Source organism: Flavobacterium sp. 2 (genome assembly GCF_049949195.1).
GTDB lineage: Bacteria > Bacteroidota > Bacteroidia > Flavobacteriales > Flavobacteriaceae > Flavobacterium.
Genome location: NZ_CP188206.1, coordinates 1,052,624 through 1,068,533, shown reverse-complemented (window position 1 = coordinate 1,068,533; position 15,910 = coordinate 1,052,624). Strand labels below are relative to the sequence as shown.

The window sequence follows — 15,910 nt, the reverse complement described above, 5'->3', positions numbered from 1 at the left end:
GATATAATTATTTAATTAAAAAGATAGTATCAGGGTTTTTCTAAGTTATCCCATTCATATTCAATTTTATTAATTTTAATGAAATAAGGAATTAATAATAGAAGTTCTAAACGTAATTGAATATGTCCGTCTCCAGAAGTAAATGGAAGTACAAACATCGAAATAATACAAATTACAACACCAATAATCGCATCAATTTTGGCAATTGAAATCGCATTTGCTTTTTCGAACCAAAGCGAATAACCTGCAAATCCTTTCAATGCCATTACCAAAATAATAAAAATACCAACAGCAGAGTAGGCTGTATTGGTTTCAAAGCCATATAAAGAAAGTTGAACATTTGTAGAAAAAGCGCTTCCTATTAAAGTACCTAATCCGCAAACTGCTAAAATCATAAAAATCCAGGAAAATGTTTTAATCCACCAAGGAAGTAGATTTCTTCGGATGATTTCTGGTTTGTCAAACTCGTCAAATTTGCTTTGTAATTCTTCGCTCATTTTTTTGTTTTTGGGGCGTTAGTAAATGGTTTACCGAAAGTACGCAAAATATTAAAATTCGTAAGCGTATTTACTTATAAAATTACTTCTGAGTGAGCTCTTTGTCTTTATTGGTTGAGTTTATTTTTTTAACTACCCACGGTAATGTAAGTCCTTGCCCAATAATAGTTATCAAAACAACTGCTACCGAAATGAAAATAATAGCATTTCGTTGAGGAAAAGCAGTTCCGTCATCTAGAAATTTTGGTAAACCTAAAGCAATTGCCAGCGAAACAATGCCGCGCATTCCTGACCAGCTTATAATTAAACTATTACCAAAATCAAGCAATGCATTCTCACTCACTTTTCGTTTTCCTTTTTTGTTCTTTTGAAAAGCCTTTTGTAGATTTTTCTTTTGAAAAAATACCCTCACCATTCTGGTTAATAAGGCAACAATAGTAATAATTGCCGCATAACCAATGTAGGGTAAAATCATACCGTCGTCAATATCTTTCAGAATATATCTAAAATTGAGTCCGATTAATATAAAAATCAAACCATTGAGCAGAAAAATAATAACATCCCAAAGACTTCGGGCATTGTTTTTTAAATTTTCAGGAAAGACTTTATTGCTTAAACGTGCCATTGCTAAACCTAAAATAACAACCGCAATTACGCCCGAAACATGCAAATGTTCTGCAATAAGGTAAGTGACAAAAGGCATAAGCAGCATAAAGCTAACCGTAACATTTATATTATTGCGGACTTTTTTTAGAATAAAAGCTAAAATTTTACCAGTAACAAAACCAACTAAAAACCCGCCTCCAAGTAAGAGCACAAATTGAAATGTAGCTTTCCAAATAATAAAAGCCGAGCCCATCACTGCAGCAACAGCAAAACGATAAGCAACAAGAGCAGAAGCGTCATTAATAAGACTTTCGCCTTCGAGTATTGTAATCGTTTTTTCAGGAATGTCAAGACCTTTTGTAATATTTACCGCTGCAACGGCATCAGTAGCTGAAAGTATGGCACCGAGAACAAAAGACAATGGCCAGCTCATTCCGGGAATCATATAATGCGAAACCACTGCAATCCAGAAAGTAGTCAGGAAAACCAAAGGAATAGCTAATGTGCTGATTGTGCTAAGATTTGTTTTGAAATGTTTTGGCGAAATATTAAATGAAGCATCATATAATAATGGCGGCAGAAATATCAAAAAAATGATTTCGGGATTAATTTCGATTTCATTCATTGTTGGAATAAATCCAATTGCAACTCCAACAATTACCAAAAGAATAGGAAAGGGCAATTTTGATTTTTCGGCAAAAGCAGATATACCGATTACAATGGCTAATATGAAAATGATTATGGTGTAGTTTTCCATTTTTTAAAGTTTAAAAAGACAGTAAACATATTGTAAAATTTTAAGATTCGTCACTATCTCCGTTATAGAATTCCGAAAGGGCAGTATCTTCAAAAATATGAAGTTCTTTTTTTATTGGGAAAGTTTCAGATGTTGACGGCATATTTTCTTCCATTGTATTGGTTTCTTTTGTTGTGCTTTCACTTTTTTCAAAATCATAAGACATTTCGACGATACTTCCAGCACCACCAGAATATGCAGTTAAAGTGTTCAAAACAAGATCTTTTTCAATATATTTAAATGTACTGGAAATGGCATTATGCGGGCCACCAAAGAGATAGATACGAAGTTCCTCTTTTTCTATACTTATAGTTTCAGTGTACATTTTAAAATCATTTTCGTTATATTCAGGGGGCATCACAATATTGGATATTTTATCTAAACGGTATGATTTATCTGGATTTTGCAAAAGGATTAACATGGGTCTTTTTAACGTATAATTTTCCTTGTGTTTTAATACAACAGCAATATCAGGTAAATTGTCATTATTCAAATCTCCTTCAGCTTTATATTGCACTTCATAAACGTCGGGTTTAGGAAGAAAGTCTGCAATTTTATTTCCTGTTTCAGGATAAGTGACATTATCAGGTTCTCCGGAAGTGCTTTCCTCATATTCTTCTTCGCCTGTACAGTCATGCTCTGGAAGGCTGTCGATTACAGAAACATTTTTTTTGGGGCTTATTGTTTCTTTTTTAAGACAAGATTGAACTGTAAAAGCAAATGAAATTGCTATGATAGGTAAAATAAGTTTTTTCATTTTTATAATTTAGAAAAATGTTAATAAGCAATAATTCAACTGTTTATTAGCTGATTGGAAAGTACTCAATCAATAAACGATTTCCTTCTTTCCATTTTATCCAGCCCGATTTTATTTCATTTTTTGATTCATCACATTCTGAAGTAAAAATTTCAATCCAATCTCCTTTCGTTGATTTAACCTGAAAACAATCCTCTCCAGAGTATTTAATTGTTGCTGCATTTTTATTGGGTGATTTATAAATTTTGTCGGTTTTTGAGACTCTTTCAATTCTAAACATATCCTGAAGATACTTTTCCCAATTTTTAAATTCAGTTATTTTGTTTTTTTTAATCCAAAGTGATTTTCCAGATTCGTTATTTACAATTATTTTAAACCATTCATTTTCCTGTTTCTCGCAACGAAAGACAAAGAAATTGTAATCGATCCAAAGTACTTCTGGTTTCAACCATTTTTGCTCATTTTTAAGATCTTTAATATTCCAGCTGTTGATCGATTTATCATTAAAAAATCGAATAGTTTTTATAGGTTCTTTGTCATTCATTGAAGAATAAAATGGCAAAACAGTTTTATCATTAAATTTAATGGAAATTAAACCAATGCCTAAGTTTGTTTGTGCAAATATCGAAATAGACAAAATCAGGAAAAATAAAGTTAGTTTTAGTCTCATTTTATGACGGATTGTTTTTTTGTTGATCTCAATTTAATGGATAGTATTATTTACACCGATTCATTAAGCTTGTTTTAAAAAAAATCGTTTTGTTAGTTATTATGCGATATATTTATTCCTTTTTCCACAATAAAAATTCTTCATTATCTGTGCATGACATTGAAGAAATAAAATTGTCAAAGTTGAAATTGTCATATTTTGAAATTATTTCATAAACTGTTTCAAATCCTTTAGCACCATGTGGAATAAGACACACTGAATTTTCGCCAAGCAACGCTAACCAAACATCAGGTACAAAAGGTCCATCATCTGTGTTTATTAATTTTATTTCGTCAATGTCCTTCCATAAAATTTCTTCGGTTTTTCTCTCTGGATGCTCAACTCTAATAAATTCTTTATTAATTGTAACTAAAAAAAAATCTTCAGGATTTTTTGGTTTTGGCTTTCCAAATATTTTTTCTAGTATTCCCATTTTTAATTAGTTAATTTTATATTCTAAATTTGGTTATATGTGCTGCGTAGCGTTCCAACAATGTATTGGGTTTTGAACTAAATTATGCTCTATTTTCGGATTCGCCAAATCGGGTGTTTATTAATTATTATTTAGCTGTTTTTCTAAAATCTCAATTTCAGATGACCCGCTTAGTCTTTTATTAATGATATTTCCATTTTCATCTGTCAAAAAATGCCACGGAATTCCCATTGACTGACTTCCATATAACTGTCTTAAATCGGCATCTAATTTTTCATTTGCTCTGATGTGAAAACCTTCCAGATTATAAAAATGAATCATTTCCTGCCATTGTTTTTCACGATTATCTTTGTCGATTGAAACGTAAACCATCGTGATGTTTTTTGATTTCAGCAATTCATACAATTTTGCATTGTCTTTAAATTCTTCTTTGCATGGCCCGCACCAAGTTGCCCAGATATCAACATAATATTGTTTACCATTTAATGTTTTCAGTGCATCTTTTACCGAATTGAAAGTTGTTGTATTAGCAACGATTTTTATTTTTTCATTTAATGGTTCTGCCTGTTTTTTGTGAAAAGCAATAATGGGAATAATTACAGGTTCTAAGAAATGGGTGTACGAGCTTGATGGATATTCTTTTTTGAATTGCTCAAAAAGCGTTATCAGTTCTTTTTCATAATTATTATTAATGGCTTCGTAATAAATATAAGCTGCAAAGTAATATTCTAATTGGAGGCCTGATAAATGTTTTTTAGCATAATCAATATTATGAGTATGAATAAGTCCTTGTTTATTAAATTCAGTTAAAGTTGACCTGTCTATCGCATCTATTATTAACTCATTATAGCGCAAATAATTTTCGACATAAAAATAAAACCAAGGCGAGCTTAAAAGATTAAGATTTGTTACAGGATTTGTTTCGAAAATTCCTTCCCAAAGCTTTTTATATTCAGTAGGAGAAAGTGAATTGTTTTTTTGTGCTGAAATCAAATAATTTATAAAAGCAAGACTTCCTTGCATGCCTTTATAGAAATAATCTCGGTCTGATTTTACCAGATTATAAAAATCTTTAGAAATGGTTTTGTCTTTTAATAATTGTTGAAATCCGGCAATTTCGAGTTCTCTTTGATGTTCAATTTTTTGTTTTACTTCAAAAGAAATACTGTCATTTTTATATTTTTTTGTTTCGGATTCAAAATGACCATCACCAGTAATCATATTTCGGGTTGAAATTTGATTATATAAAGTTTGTCCTTTTTCATTTTTGGAAGCAACCCTAAATTTATTTTCAGGAGATTCAGTATTGATGGAAATGTTATAAGTCATTCCAGGCTCTGCAATTAATGTTCCGAATGATTTATAACTATTTGATAAATCTATGAAACAAGCTTTACTGGAATAAACATTAATTTCAAAATTTCCTGCCGAATCCGGTTGTATAGAATTGGTAAAACCAAAATATTCAATTCCGTTAATGGGTAAAGTATATTCAATTGTTTCGGGGATTTTTCCGGCTATTTTTCCGATTATTTTAATATTGTCTTTTTTGGTTTGGCAAAATGCAAATGCAGGAAGAAGCATTATTACTATTAATTGAAACAACTTCATGGGTTAAGGTTTAATTAATTTTGAATATCTCAAATATAGATTTTTTATTCGGAAAAAAAGAGCTTTTAAAAGAGATAACTCCCTTGTAATTATATCGTAACCGGAAAGTTTGTCGAATATAATGACAGCTGAAATACTAATATGCCATACATGTCAGGTATTTAAAATGTCATGTTGTCAGATGTTTTTTAAGCTTCCGACATTAAAACTGACAATTTTATTTAGTTTTTTATATTGGCACAAAGATTGACTTATGCCACCTGAGTTAATAAAATTAAATCAAAAATTAAATATATAAAAAATGGGTAAAATAATCGGAATTGACTTAGGTACGACGAACTCTTGTGTTTCTGTAATGGAAGGTAACGAAGCAGTTGTTATCCCTAACGCAGAAGGAAAAAGAACTACACCATCTATCATCGCTTTTGTTGAAGGTGGAGAAATTAAAGTAGGTGATCCTGCAAAAAGACAAGCAGTAACGAATCCTACAAAAACGATTGCTTCTATTAAACGTTTTATGGGACACACTTTTGCTGAAACTCAAGATGAGGCAAAAAGAGTTCCTTACAGTGTTGTAAAAGGTGACAACAATACTCCACGTGTGGATATTGATGGTCGTTTATACACTGCTCAAGAATTGTCTGCAATGACACTTCAAAAAATGAAAAAAACTGCTGAAGACTATTTAGGTCAAACAGTAACTGAGGCAGTTATCACTGTTCCTGCTTACTTTAACGATGCACAACGTCAAGCTACAAAAGAAGCTGGAGAAATCGCTGGTCTTAAAGTTATGCGTATCATCAACGAGCCAACTGCTGCTGCACTTGCTTACGGATTAGATAAAAAAGGAACTGATCAAAAAATTGCTGTTTACGATTTAGGTGGAGGTACTTTTGATATCTCTGTTCTTGAATTAGGAGACGGTGTATTCGAAGTATTATCTACAAATGGTGATACTCACTTAGGTGGTGATGATTTTGACCAAGTTATTATTGACTGGTTAGCTGACGAATTCAAAACTGAAGAAGGAATTGATTTACGTTTAGATCCAATGTCATTACAGCGTTTGAAAGAAGCTGCTGAGAAAGCTAAGATTGAATTATCATCTTCTGCTGAAACAGAAATCAACTTACCATACGTAACTGCTACTGCTTCTGGACCAAAACACTTAGTGAAAAAATTATCTAGAGCTAAATTTGAGCAATTATCTGATACTTTAGTAAAACGTTCTATGGAGCCAGTTGCTAAAGCATTAAAAGATGCAGGTTTATCTACATCTGATATCGACGAAGTAATCCTTGTTGGAGGTTCTACTCGTATGCCAAGAATCGCTGACGAAGTTGAAAAATTCTTCGGTAAAAAAGCATCTAAAGGTGTTAACCCTGATGAGGTTGTTGCTATTGGAGCTGCTATTCAAGGTGGAGTTTTATCTGGAGATGTAAAAGATGTATTGTTACTTGACGTAACTCCTCTTTCTTTAGGTATCGAAACTATGGGTGGTGTATTAACTAAATTAATCGAGTCTAACACAACTATCCCAACTAAAAAATCTCAAGTATTCTCTACTGCTGCTGATTCTCAACCATCTGTTGAAATCCACGTATTACAAGGAGAAAGAGCTATGGCTGCTGATAACAAAACTATCGGTCGTTTCCACTTAGATGGTATTCCACCAGCACCAAGAGGAGTTCCTCAAATCGAAGTAACTTTCGATATCGATGCTAATGGTATCATTAAAGTTTCTGCAACTGATAAAGGAACTGGAAAATCTCACGATATCCGTATCGAAGCATCTTCTGGATTAACAGCTGAGGAAATCGAAAAAATGAAAAAAGATGCTGAAGCTAACGCTGATGCTGACAGAATTGCAAAAGAAAGAGCTGAGAAATTGAACGAAGCTGACAGTACTATTTTCCAAACTGAATCTCAATTGAAAGAGTTAGGAGATAAATTGACAGACGATCAAAAAACAGCTATCGAATTTGCTTTAACTGAATTAAGATTTGCTCACCAATCTCAAGATCTTGAAGCAATCCAAAAAGGATTAGACAATGTAAATGCAGCTTGGAAAACAGCTACAGAAGCAATGTACGCTCAAGGTGGTGATCAAGGTCAACAAGCTGCTCCACAACAAGAGCAATCTGGAGACAATGTTGAAGACGTTGAATTCGAAGAAGTAAAATAATTTACTCTTAAATAATTGAATATGAAAGCCGAGTCAGAAATGGCTCGGTTTTTTTTGTTTAAAATATTTATTAAAATTTCTCCAAAATGAGGTTTTCCTCAAACAAGATGTTTGGTTTTAATTTAGTTTTGATAAGAAATTAACCAAAAACAATTACTGATGAAAAAAAACTTAAGCCTTGTGTTTATTTTGATAACTATTTTATTTTCAAGTTGCTCCAGTGATGACAGCAATGAAGAAGCAAGCTCAGTATCTGCTACTGTGAATGGTAAAGAATGGAAGCCTACCAAGCCAGTCATAGCGACCTTAATTAAAATTCCTGATGTGGACCTGATGAGGTTTGATATTAATTTTCAGGATGATTCGTCAGAGCTTTTTTTAGCTTTTGAAAGTGAAATTACAACAAATAATTTAATGCCTTTAAAAGCATACAATTGGTATAATGATAAAACAAATCCAGATAAAGTAAGTGATGCATTGTTTTTAAATAGCTCTAGAGTCGATGGATATTTGTATACAGAACATTCTCCTGTATCAGGAAAAATTACTATTACGGCTATGGATTCAGAAAAGAAAACAATTTCAGGGACATTTAATTTTACAACTGAAAAAATAGGCATTTTGCAAACTAAAATAGTTACTCCAGAAATAGTAGAAGTTACAAATGGGGTTTTTAAGAATTTATCTTATACAATAATTACAACGCCATAAAACCAATTTAAATCATAGTATAAAACCGGGTATTTCTGACTCGGTTTTTTTATGTTTAATTTTTATTAATGTAGAAAAGCATTGCGGTTTTTCTGCATTAAGGTTTCTACAAACTGACAATTGTCATTTCCCATTCCAAATCTTTTTCGTAATATTACTATTGTAAATTTTCATGAATGAGAAAGATTAAATACAAGAAAGGACGCAAAGTTCAGCATATAACATTAGAGTATACAGGATCACATAAAGAGCATGAAACTGAAATGCAACTTTTTGTATACGATGATGCAGATGTTATTGAATATGATAAGTTTACGGTTTTAGCATTAAATTCTTGTTTTGATTATACTAAAAACAATTGGTTAAATGTTCATGGCTTAAATGACATTGGCTTGCTTAAAACAATTGGGACACATTTTAAGCTTGACGACTTCCTTTTAGCAGACATTTTAAATACAACCAAAAGAACTAAATTAGAAGAACAACCAAATATTTTATTTTTCAATATAAAATCACTTTTGCCTTCTGAATATTCTGACAATATTAGTGTTGAGCAGCTTAGTTTTATTTTAAAAGATGGAATCTTAATTTCATTTCAAGAAAAACGAAGTGATTTCTTTACGCATATTCGTGAGCGACTTCGCACACATGCAGGAATCGTAAGAACTAAAAAAGTAGATTATCTTCTTTATTTACTGCTTGATGCCGTTATGGAAAACTTCTACATTACGATTGAAGATGAAGAAGACAAAATTGAAGAATTAATTAATCAGGCCAAAAAAGGAGCGCATCCGGTTATTCTGGAAAAAATCGAGAATCACCGAGATAATTTTAATTTTTTAAAACGTTCCATTGTACCGCTTCGAGATTCATTGTATTATCTGAAAACAATTAAAGATGATGATGAAAATAACGGCTTGATTCAGAAGGAAACATTTAATTTCTTTATTAGACTTCATCAAAAGAGTTTAGAGCTCTTAGAACAAATAGAATCAGATATGAGTGCATTAGAAAGTGCATCCAATTTTTATTTTTCGGAACAAAGCCGAAAGATGAATGAGATTATGAAAACGCTGACTATTATTTCGGCGATATTTATTCCGCTTACCTTCATAGTTGGAGTTTATGGAATGAACTTTGAAAATATGCCAGAACTCAAAACTCAAAATGGCTATTTTATAGTCATGGGAATCATGTTTTTATTAGTTGTTGCCCTGATTATATATTTCAAAAAAAGACGTTGGTTTTAATGCCAATTAATAGAACATCAGCAAATTAAAAATTTAGTTTAAAAATATAAATTATGAGCAAAGCAATTTATATTGCCACAAGTGATCACAATAGCGGAAAATCGATTATTACGCTGGGAGTGATGAGCATTTTGATTGGCAAAACGGCCAAAGTGGGATATTTTAGGCCAATAATTGAAGATTTTGTAGACGGAGAAAAAGATAATCATATTGAGACCGTTTTGTCTCATTTTAATCTCGATATTAAGTTTGAAGATGCTTATGCAATTACAAAAAGCAAACTGATCAAGAAGAAAAATAAAGGCAAAATTGGAGAGGTTTTAGACCTGATTATTGAAAAGTATAAAAAACTCGAAGATCGGTTTGATTTTGTTTTGGTCGAAGGAACTAGTTTTACTGGCGAAGGAACATCAATCGAATTAGATTTGAATGTTTTAATTGCTAAAAATCTTGGAATTCCAACGATTATCATTGGTTCAGGAGTTGGAAAAACACTTGAAGAATTAGTAGACAGCTTATATTTGGTTTATGATTCCTTTAAAGTAAAAGAGGTAGAAGTTTTATCTGTTTTTGCTAATAAAGTGCAGCCAGAAAATATTAAATTAGTAACAAAAAGTCTGCAGAAAAGTCTTCCGCCAAATGTTTTGGTTAATACAATTCCGCTAATATCGAGTTTAGATAATCCCACAATGCAGGAAATCGTAAATGAGCTTGGTGCCAAAGTTTTGTTTGGAGAAAATTATCTAAATAATGAAATTGGCCATTACAGTGTTGGAGCCATGCAATTGCATAATTATTTGGTTCACTTGCATAACAATGCTTTAGTAATTACTCCAGGAGACAGATCTGATATTATTTTAGGCGCTTTACAGGCCAATGAATCGGCAAATTATCCAACTATTTCAGGAATCATTTTGACGGGAAATATTGTTCCGGAAGAAAGTATCTTAAAACTAATTGAAGGACTTTCAGCCATTGTTCCAATTATTGCTGTTGATGGCGGAACGTATAATATTACAAATAAAATCGGTTCGATAAAATCAGAAATTTATGCTAATAACACGCATAAAATTGAAACTTCGATAAGTACATTCGAAAAATACGTTCAAATAGAAGCTTTATCTGAAAGGGTAATTACATTCGAACCAGAAGGAATGACGCCAAAAATGTTCCAGTACAACATGGTAAAAAGAGCCAAACAGCACAGAAAACATATTGTACTGCCAGAAGGAAATGATGACCGAATTATTACTGCTGCATCAAGATTATTGGATATGAATGTAGTTGATATTTCTATAATTGGCGACAAAAAACAAATTGAGAGCAAAGTTGTTGAACTCGGACTTACGTTTGATTTCTCAAAAGTGAGCATCATCAATCCAAAAGAATCTCCGCTTTATGAGGATTATGCAAACACGTATTATGAGCTTAGAAAAGCGAAAAATGTAAGTATTACCATGGCGAGGGATTTAATGGAAGATGTGTCGTATTTTGGAACCATGATGGTTTACAAAGGACATGCAGACGGAATGGTTTCGGGAGCAGCACATACAACGCAACATACTATTTTACCGGCATTGCAATTCATTAAAACAAAACCTAATTCATCTGTAGTTTCTTCTGTGTTTTTTATGTGTTTAGAAGACAGAGTTTCTGTTTTTGGGGATTGTGCTATTAATCCAAATCCAACTGCGGAACAATTGGCAGAAATCGCAATTTCATCAGCAGAATCAAGCTCTGCTTTCGGAATTGAACCAAAAATCGCAATGCTTTCGTATTCATCTGGAGCGTCTGGAAAAGGCGATGAAGTGGACAAAGTAAGAACGGCTACAGAAATTGTAAAACAAAAACGCCCAGACTTAAAAATTGAAGGCCCAATTCAATACGATGCCGCAGTGGATCGCGCTGTCGGAAAAAGCAAAATGCCAGATTCAGAAGTTGCAGGACAAGCGAGCGTATTGATTTTCCCGGATTTAAATACAGGAAATAATACCTACAAAGCCGTTCAGAGAGAAACTGGAGCTTTGGCAATTGGACCGATGCTTCAAGGTTTAAACAAACCTGTAAACGACTTAAGCCGTGGTTGTACCGTAGATGATATTATCAATACAGTTGTAATTACAGCCATTCAGGCGCAGGGATTATAATACAAATTTAAAAATGAAATAACATACTAAGTGCCTTAGAATCTTAGCAACTTAAAAAAAAATGAAAATACTAATTATAAACTCAGGAAGTTCATCGATCAAATATCAATTAATGGTTATGCCGGAAAATGAAGTAATTTGTTCTGGTATGATTGACAGAATTGGTTTAGAAACTTCAAATATTACTTTTAAAACTTCGGCTAATTCACATGAAGAAACATTGCCGATTCCGAATCATAAAGTAGGTCTGCAAAAAGTAGCCAATATGCTTTTAGATGCTGAAAAAGGGGTTATAAAATCAACTTCAGAAATTACTGCAGTTGGACATCGAGTGGTGCATGGCGGAAGCGATTTTAGCGATACTGTAAAAATCGACGAGAAAGTAAAAGCAAAAATTAAACAGCTTTTTGAATTGGCGCCATTGCACAATCCGGCAAATTTAGAAGGAATTAATGTGGCAGAGGAAATTTTCAGTTCGGCGGAACAAATTGCAGTTTTTGATACTGCTTTTCATCAAACAATGCCAGAAGTAGCTTATAAATATGCAATTCCGAATTACCTTTTAACGGAGAATAAAGTCCGTGTTTACGGTTTTCATGGAACAAGCCATAAATATGTTTCTGAAAAAGCAATTGATTATTTAGATCAGAATTCTAAAATAATTACAATCCATTTAGGAAATGGCTGTAGTATGGCTGCAATTAAGGATGGAAAATGTATTGATACTTCAATGGGATTTTCGCCTTCAAATGGTTTAATTATGGGAACGCGAGCAGGAGATATTGACCAGTCAGTAGTTTTTTATATGATAAAAAATCTAGGTTATACTCCAGATGAAGTAAATGCTGTTTTGCTAAAACAAAGTGGTATGCTCGGTCTTACAGGTTACAGCGATTTGCGTGATATTGAAGCTGAAGCAGCAAAAGGAAATAAAGACTGCCAATTAGCTTTATTGATGAATGCTTACCGAATTAAAAAAACAATTGGAGCTTATGCAGCTGCTTTAAATGGATTAGATGCTATTGTATTTACGGCTGGAATTGGCGAAAATTCTTCATATATGCGTAATCTGGTTTGTACAGATATGGATTATTTTGGAATTGAAATTGATTCTGAAAAAAATCAAATTCGTTCAAAAGAATTGAGAGAAATCAATAAAGCAAATTCAAGAGCTAAAGTTTTGGTTGTTCCAACAGACGAAGAATACGAAATTGCAAATCAGGTTTATCAGTTATTGAACAATTAAGATTTAAACCAATTTCACATAACAAAGCTTCTCGTCAGAGAGGCTTTTTTTACGCCCAAAATTAAATATTTGTCAGTATCTTTGACTATAAAACCGAATATCTTGAAATCGATACTTTTTAAATTACTCTTCTTCTTTTTCATTGCTTCGAACTTACAAGCACAAGAATTACTTCCTTTTGTCGAAAATTACAATAAATCAGATTATCAAGGCGATAATCAAATCTGGAATATTGTTCAAGGACAGGACAAAGCCATGTATTTTGCTAATAATCACTATTTATTACGATATGATGGTGTTGTTTGGGAAAAATATTCGTTGCCCAATAAAACAATCATCCGTTCCATTTTAATTGAAGGAGATCGAATTTATTCTGGTTCTTATAAAGAGTTTGGTTATTGGCAAAGAAAAGATGGAAAAATGCATTATGTTTCCATCACCAAAAATTTGCGTTTGTTTGATGAAAAAGATAATGAAGAAATCTGGAAAATTTTTAGATTCAACGGTTCATTGTATTTTCAATCTTTTAATGATGTTTTTATTTATGATGGCAAACACATTAAAAAAATCAAATTTCCTTTTCTGATATCCTATTGCTTTGTTGTTGATCAAAATCTTTATGTAGCGTCTGTCGACAAAGGAATTTTTAGAATGAACGGATCAAAAATTGCAAATCCAAAAGGTTGGAATGTTTTAAAAAACACCGTTGTTCACGCTATAGAAAAATACAAAGGCAAAACTTATATTTTTACCCATAAACGCGGCATTTTTATTGTTGAAAAAGATGGATTATCAGCTTGGAAGAATCCATTAAATGAAACGTTGAAAGGAACAGGAATTAATGTCGCCAAATTTATTAAAAACAATAAATTGGTCATTGGAACAGGAAATAAAGGCGTTTTTATTTATGATTTCAGTACTCAGACTTTTAAAAATATTGACCGAAATAATGTTTTGATGAACAATTCGGTTTTGTGCATTGGTTTTGATAAAGAAGAAGATTTGTGGCTCGGACTTGATAACGGAATTGCACATGTTGAGGTAAATTCGCCAATTTCCTTTTTTTATGACAATTCGGGTATTTTAGGTTCTGTTTATTCGGTTGCTACGATTGATAAAGGATATTTAATTGCCTCAAATCATGGTATTTTTGAATTTGATTCGGGTAATTTTAAAATGTTGCCTAATACACAAGGACAAGGCTGGAATATTACAAAAATCGGCAATAAATATGTTATAGGTCATAATGACGGAACTTTTGTTTATGAAAATGGAGTATTGACAAAAATTAATAATGTTAGTGGCGGATGGAATTTATCAAAAAGTATTATTAACGACACTTATTTTCAATCTACCTACAGCGGAATTTTAGTTTATAACGATGCTGCAAAACTGACAGAAAGTTCCAAATTTAATGATCTTTCAAAACCAATAAAATATGTTGCCCAAAACAAAAGAAATGAAATTTGGGCGGCAGATAATTATCGCGGATTATATAGAGTTCTTTTTGATGATAATTTTAAAACAACAAAAGTTGAAAATATCACCCAACAAAGTAAAATACAAAATGACTTTGGAGTTAAGATTTTTGAGTTTAGAGAAGAAATTCTTTTTCTAATTAATAATGTTTGGTACACTTTCAATTCAATTACAAATAAATTAGAAGAGAATGAATTGTTCAATACAAACTTTAAAAATATTTCTGATGTTGTTGCAATCGACGAGAACCATTTTATAGTACTTCAGGAAGGAATCTTGTACCATATTTATGCAAATGGAAATAAGTTTGTATGGAATATGATCCAGGAGAAATATTATAAAGGAAAATTAATTAATGAAAACCTGCGCATTTTCAAAAGCAAAAATCATTATTTAATGAACCTTGATGATGGTTTTATTTCGTTGCAGCTGTCATATGAAAACAAGCAAAACAAAGGAGTAAAAGTTGAAGCATTCAACAATAATATTTTGTTGCCGAATGAAGGTAAAATAAAACACAATACTGAATTACGTATTAATGTGATTTCAGGAATTTATGGAGCAAGTAAACCAAATTTATTTTACCAAATAAATGGAAGCAAAAATTATATTCCAATCTCAAATGGTACAATTGTTTTAAATAATCTTAACAGTGGTTTTCATTCTGTCGAAATTTTTAAGCACGATGGAGCAAATTATGATAATGTTGCAACATTCGAGTTTAAAGTAGCACAACCGTGGTATTTTTCATTTTGGATGATTCTGCTTTATTTATTGGTGATAGGAGCCGTATTGTTCTTTTATTACAAATGGAATAAACTTCGATATACTCAAAAATTAAAATTACAGGCAGAGGAGCTGAAGCATCAGCGTGAAATTCTTGAAATGGAATTGAAAAAGGAGAATGAATTGAATGTTCAGGAATATGAAAAACATATTTTAGAATTGGAATTGCAAACCAAATCCTCAGAAGTTGCGGGTAAATCATTATCTATTGCAAAGCAAAGTGAAATGATTGAGAATATTCAAAACATTCTGGATTCTGAAAAGGATTTCAATAAACTCAAAAGCGAAATCAAAAAAGCAATTAAAATTAATGAAGTAAACAAACACGAATGGGAGATTTTTGAAACCAATCTGAATCAAATCCACAATGAGTTTATTATTAATCTTTCCAAGAAATTTCCAAATCTTACTCCGAAGGATATAAAACTGTGTGTTTATCTAAAAATGAACCTTTCTTCAAAGGAAATTGCCCCTATGATGAACATCTCTTTTAGAGGTGTAGAATTGCATAGATATCGCTTAAGAAAGAAACTAAACCTTAATCAGGAAGAAAACCTATCAAAGTTTTTATTAACTGTGTAAGATTAGCATTTAAATTTTAAAGATATTCTATTTTTTCAGTTCTTTTTTTATATAATTCCAATACATCATTACTACATCATAATGATGTGTTAATGAAAATATTTTGATATTTATA

Annotated in this window: 12 protein-coding genes; 6 read left to right on the top strand and 6 right to left on the bottom strand. The window is 31.8% G+C overall.

Annotation, left to right across the window (positions count from 1 at the left end; genetic code table 11):
- Nucleotides 1-29: 29 nt before the first annotated feature.
- From ACNFIH_RS04400 to ACNFIH_RS04375, 6 genes are all read right to left on the bottom strand, one after another.
- Complete coding sequence (locus tag ACNFIH_RS04400) at nucleotides 30-497, bottom strand: hypothetical protein (RefSeq protein ID WP_426485656.1); 468 nt, start codon at nucleotides 495-497, stop codon at nucleotides 30-32.
- A gap of 82 nt (nucleotides 498-579) precedes the next feature.
- Nucleotides 580-1,860 carry a Na+/H+ antiporter gene (locus tag ACNFIH_RS04395; RefSeq protein WP_426485655.1) on the bottom strand — a complete coding sequence of 427 codons (1,281 nt, stop codon included), beginning with the start codon at nucleotides 1,858-1,860 and terminating at the stop codon, nucleotides 580-582.
- A 40-nt stretch (nucleotides 1,861-1,900) separates the two neighbouring features.
- Nucleotides 1,901-2,656, bottom strand: coding sequence for a hypothetical protein (locus ACNFIH_RS04390; protein ID WP_426485654.1), 756 nt, complete (start codon nucleotides 2,654-2,656; stop codon nucleotides 1,901-1,903).
- A gap of 46 nt (nucleotides 2,657-2,702) precedes the next feature.
- Entirely contained in the window at nucleotides 2,703-3,326 is a 624-nt protein-coding gene (locus ACNFIH_RS04385; RefSeq protein ID WP_426485653.1) for a hypothetical protein, read from the bottom strand.
- A gap of 112 nt (nucleotides 3,327-3,438) precedes the next feature.
- Nucleotides 3,439-3,798 carry a hypothetical protein gene (locus tag ACNFIH_RS04380; RefSeq protein ID WP_426485652.1) on the bottom strand — a complete coding sequence of 120 codons (360 nt, stop codon included), beginning with the start codon at nucleotides 3,796-3,798 and terminating at the stop codon, nucleotides 3,439-3,441.
- Between the two features lie 120 nt (nucleotides 3,799-3,918).
- Complete coding sequence (locus ACNFIH_RS04375) at nucleotides 3,919-5,409, bottom strand: TlpA family protein disulfide reductase (RefSeq protein ID WP_426485651.1); 1,491 nt, start codon at nucleotides 5,407-5,409, stop codon at nucleotides 3,919-3,921.
- 301 nt (nucleotides 5,410-5,710) lie between these two features.
- On the opposite strand from ACNFIH_RS04375, the gene dnaK reads away from it, so the two are divergent.
- The 6 genes from dnaK to ACNFIH_RS04345 all read left to right on the top strand — a co-directional run bounded on the left by dnaK (nucleotide 5,711) and on the right by ACNFIH_RS04345 (nucleotide 15,795).
- Nucleotides 5,711-7,594, top strand: a complete 1,884-nt coding sequence (dnaK, locus tag ACNFIH_RS04370) for a molecular chaperone DnaK (protein ID WP_426485650.1) — start codon at nucleotides 5,711-5,713, stop codon at nucleotides 7,592-7,594.
- A gap of 159 nt (nucleotides 7,595-7,753) precedes the next feature.
- Nucleotides 7,754-8,305 (top strand): DUF6252 family protein, encoded by a 552-nt coding sequence (locus tag ACNFIH_RS04365; RefSeq protein ID WP_426485649.1) that lies wholly within the window; start codon nucleotides 7,754-7,756, stop codon nucleotides 8,303-8,305.
- Between the two features lie 176 nt (nucleotides 8,306-8,481).
- Nucleotides 8,482-9,555, top strand: coding sequence for a magnesium/cobalt transporter CorA (gene corA / locus ACNFIH_RS04360; protein ID WP_426485648.1), 1,074 nt, complete (start codon nucleotides 8,482-8,484; stop codon nucleotides 9,553-9,555).
- A 53-nt stretch (nucleotides 9,556-9,608) separates the two neighbouring features.
- Complete coding sequence (gene pta / locus ACNFIH_RS04355; RefSeq protein WP_426485647.1) at nucleotides 9,609-11,702, top strand: phosphate acetyltransferase; 2,094 nt, start codon at nucleotides 9,609-9,611, stop codon at nucleotides 11,700-11,702.
- Nucleotides 11,703-11,763: 61 nt separating this feature from the next.
- The gene (locus ACNFIH_RS04350) at nucleotides 11,764-12,948 is read left to right on the top strand and encodes an acetate/propionate family kinase (protein ID WP_426485646.1); all 1,185 of its coding nucleotides are present in this window, start codon (nucleotides 11,764-11,766) and stop codon (nucleotides 12,946-12,948) included.
- A gap of 102 nt (nucleotides 12,949-13,050) precedes the next feature.
- Entirely contained in the window at nucleotides 13,051-15,795 is a 2,745-nt protein-coding gene (locus tag ACNFIH_RS04345) for a LuxR C-terminal-related transcriptional regulator (protein WP_426485645.1), read from the top strand.
- Nucleotides 15,796-15,910: the final 115 nt, after the last annotated feature.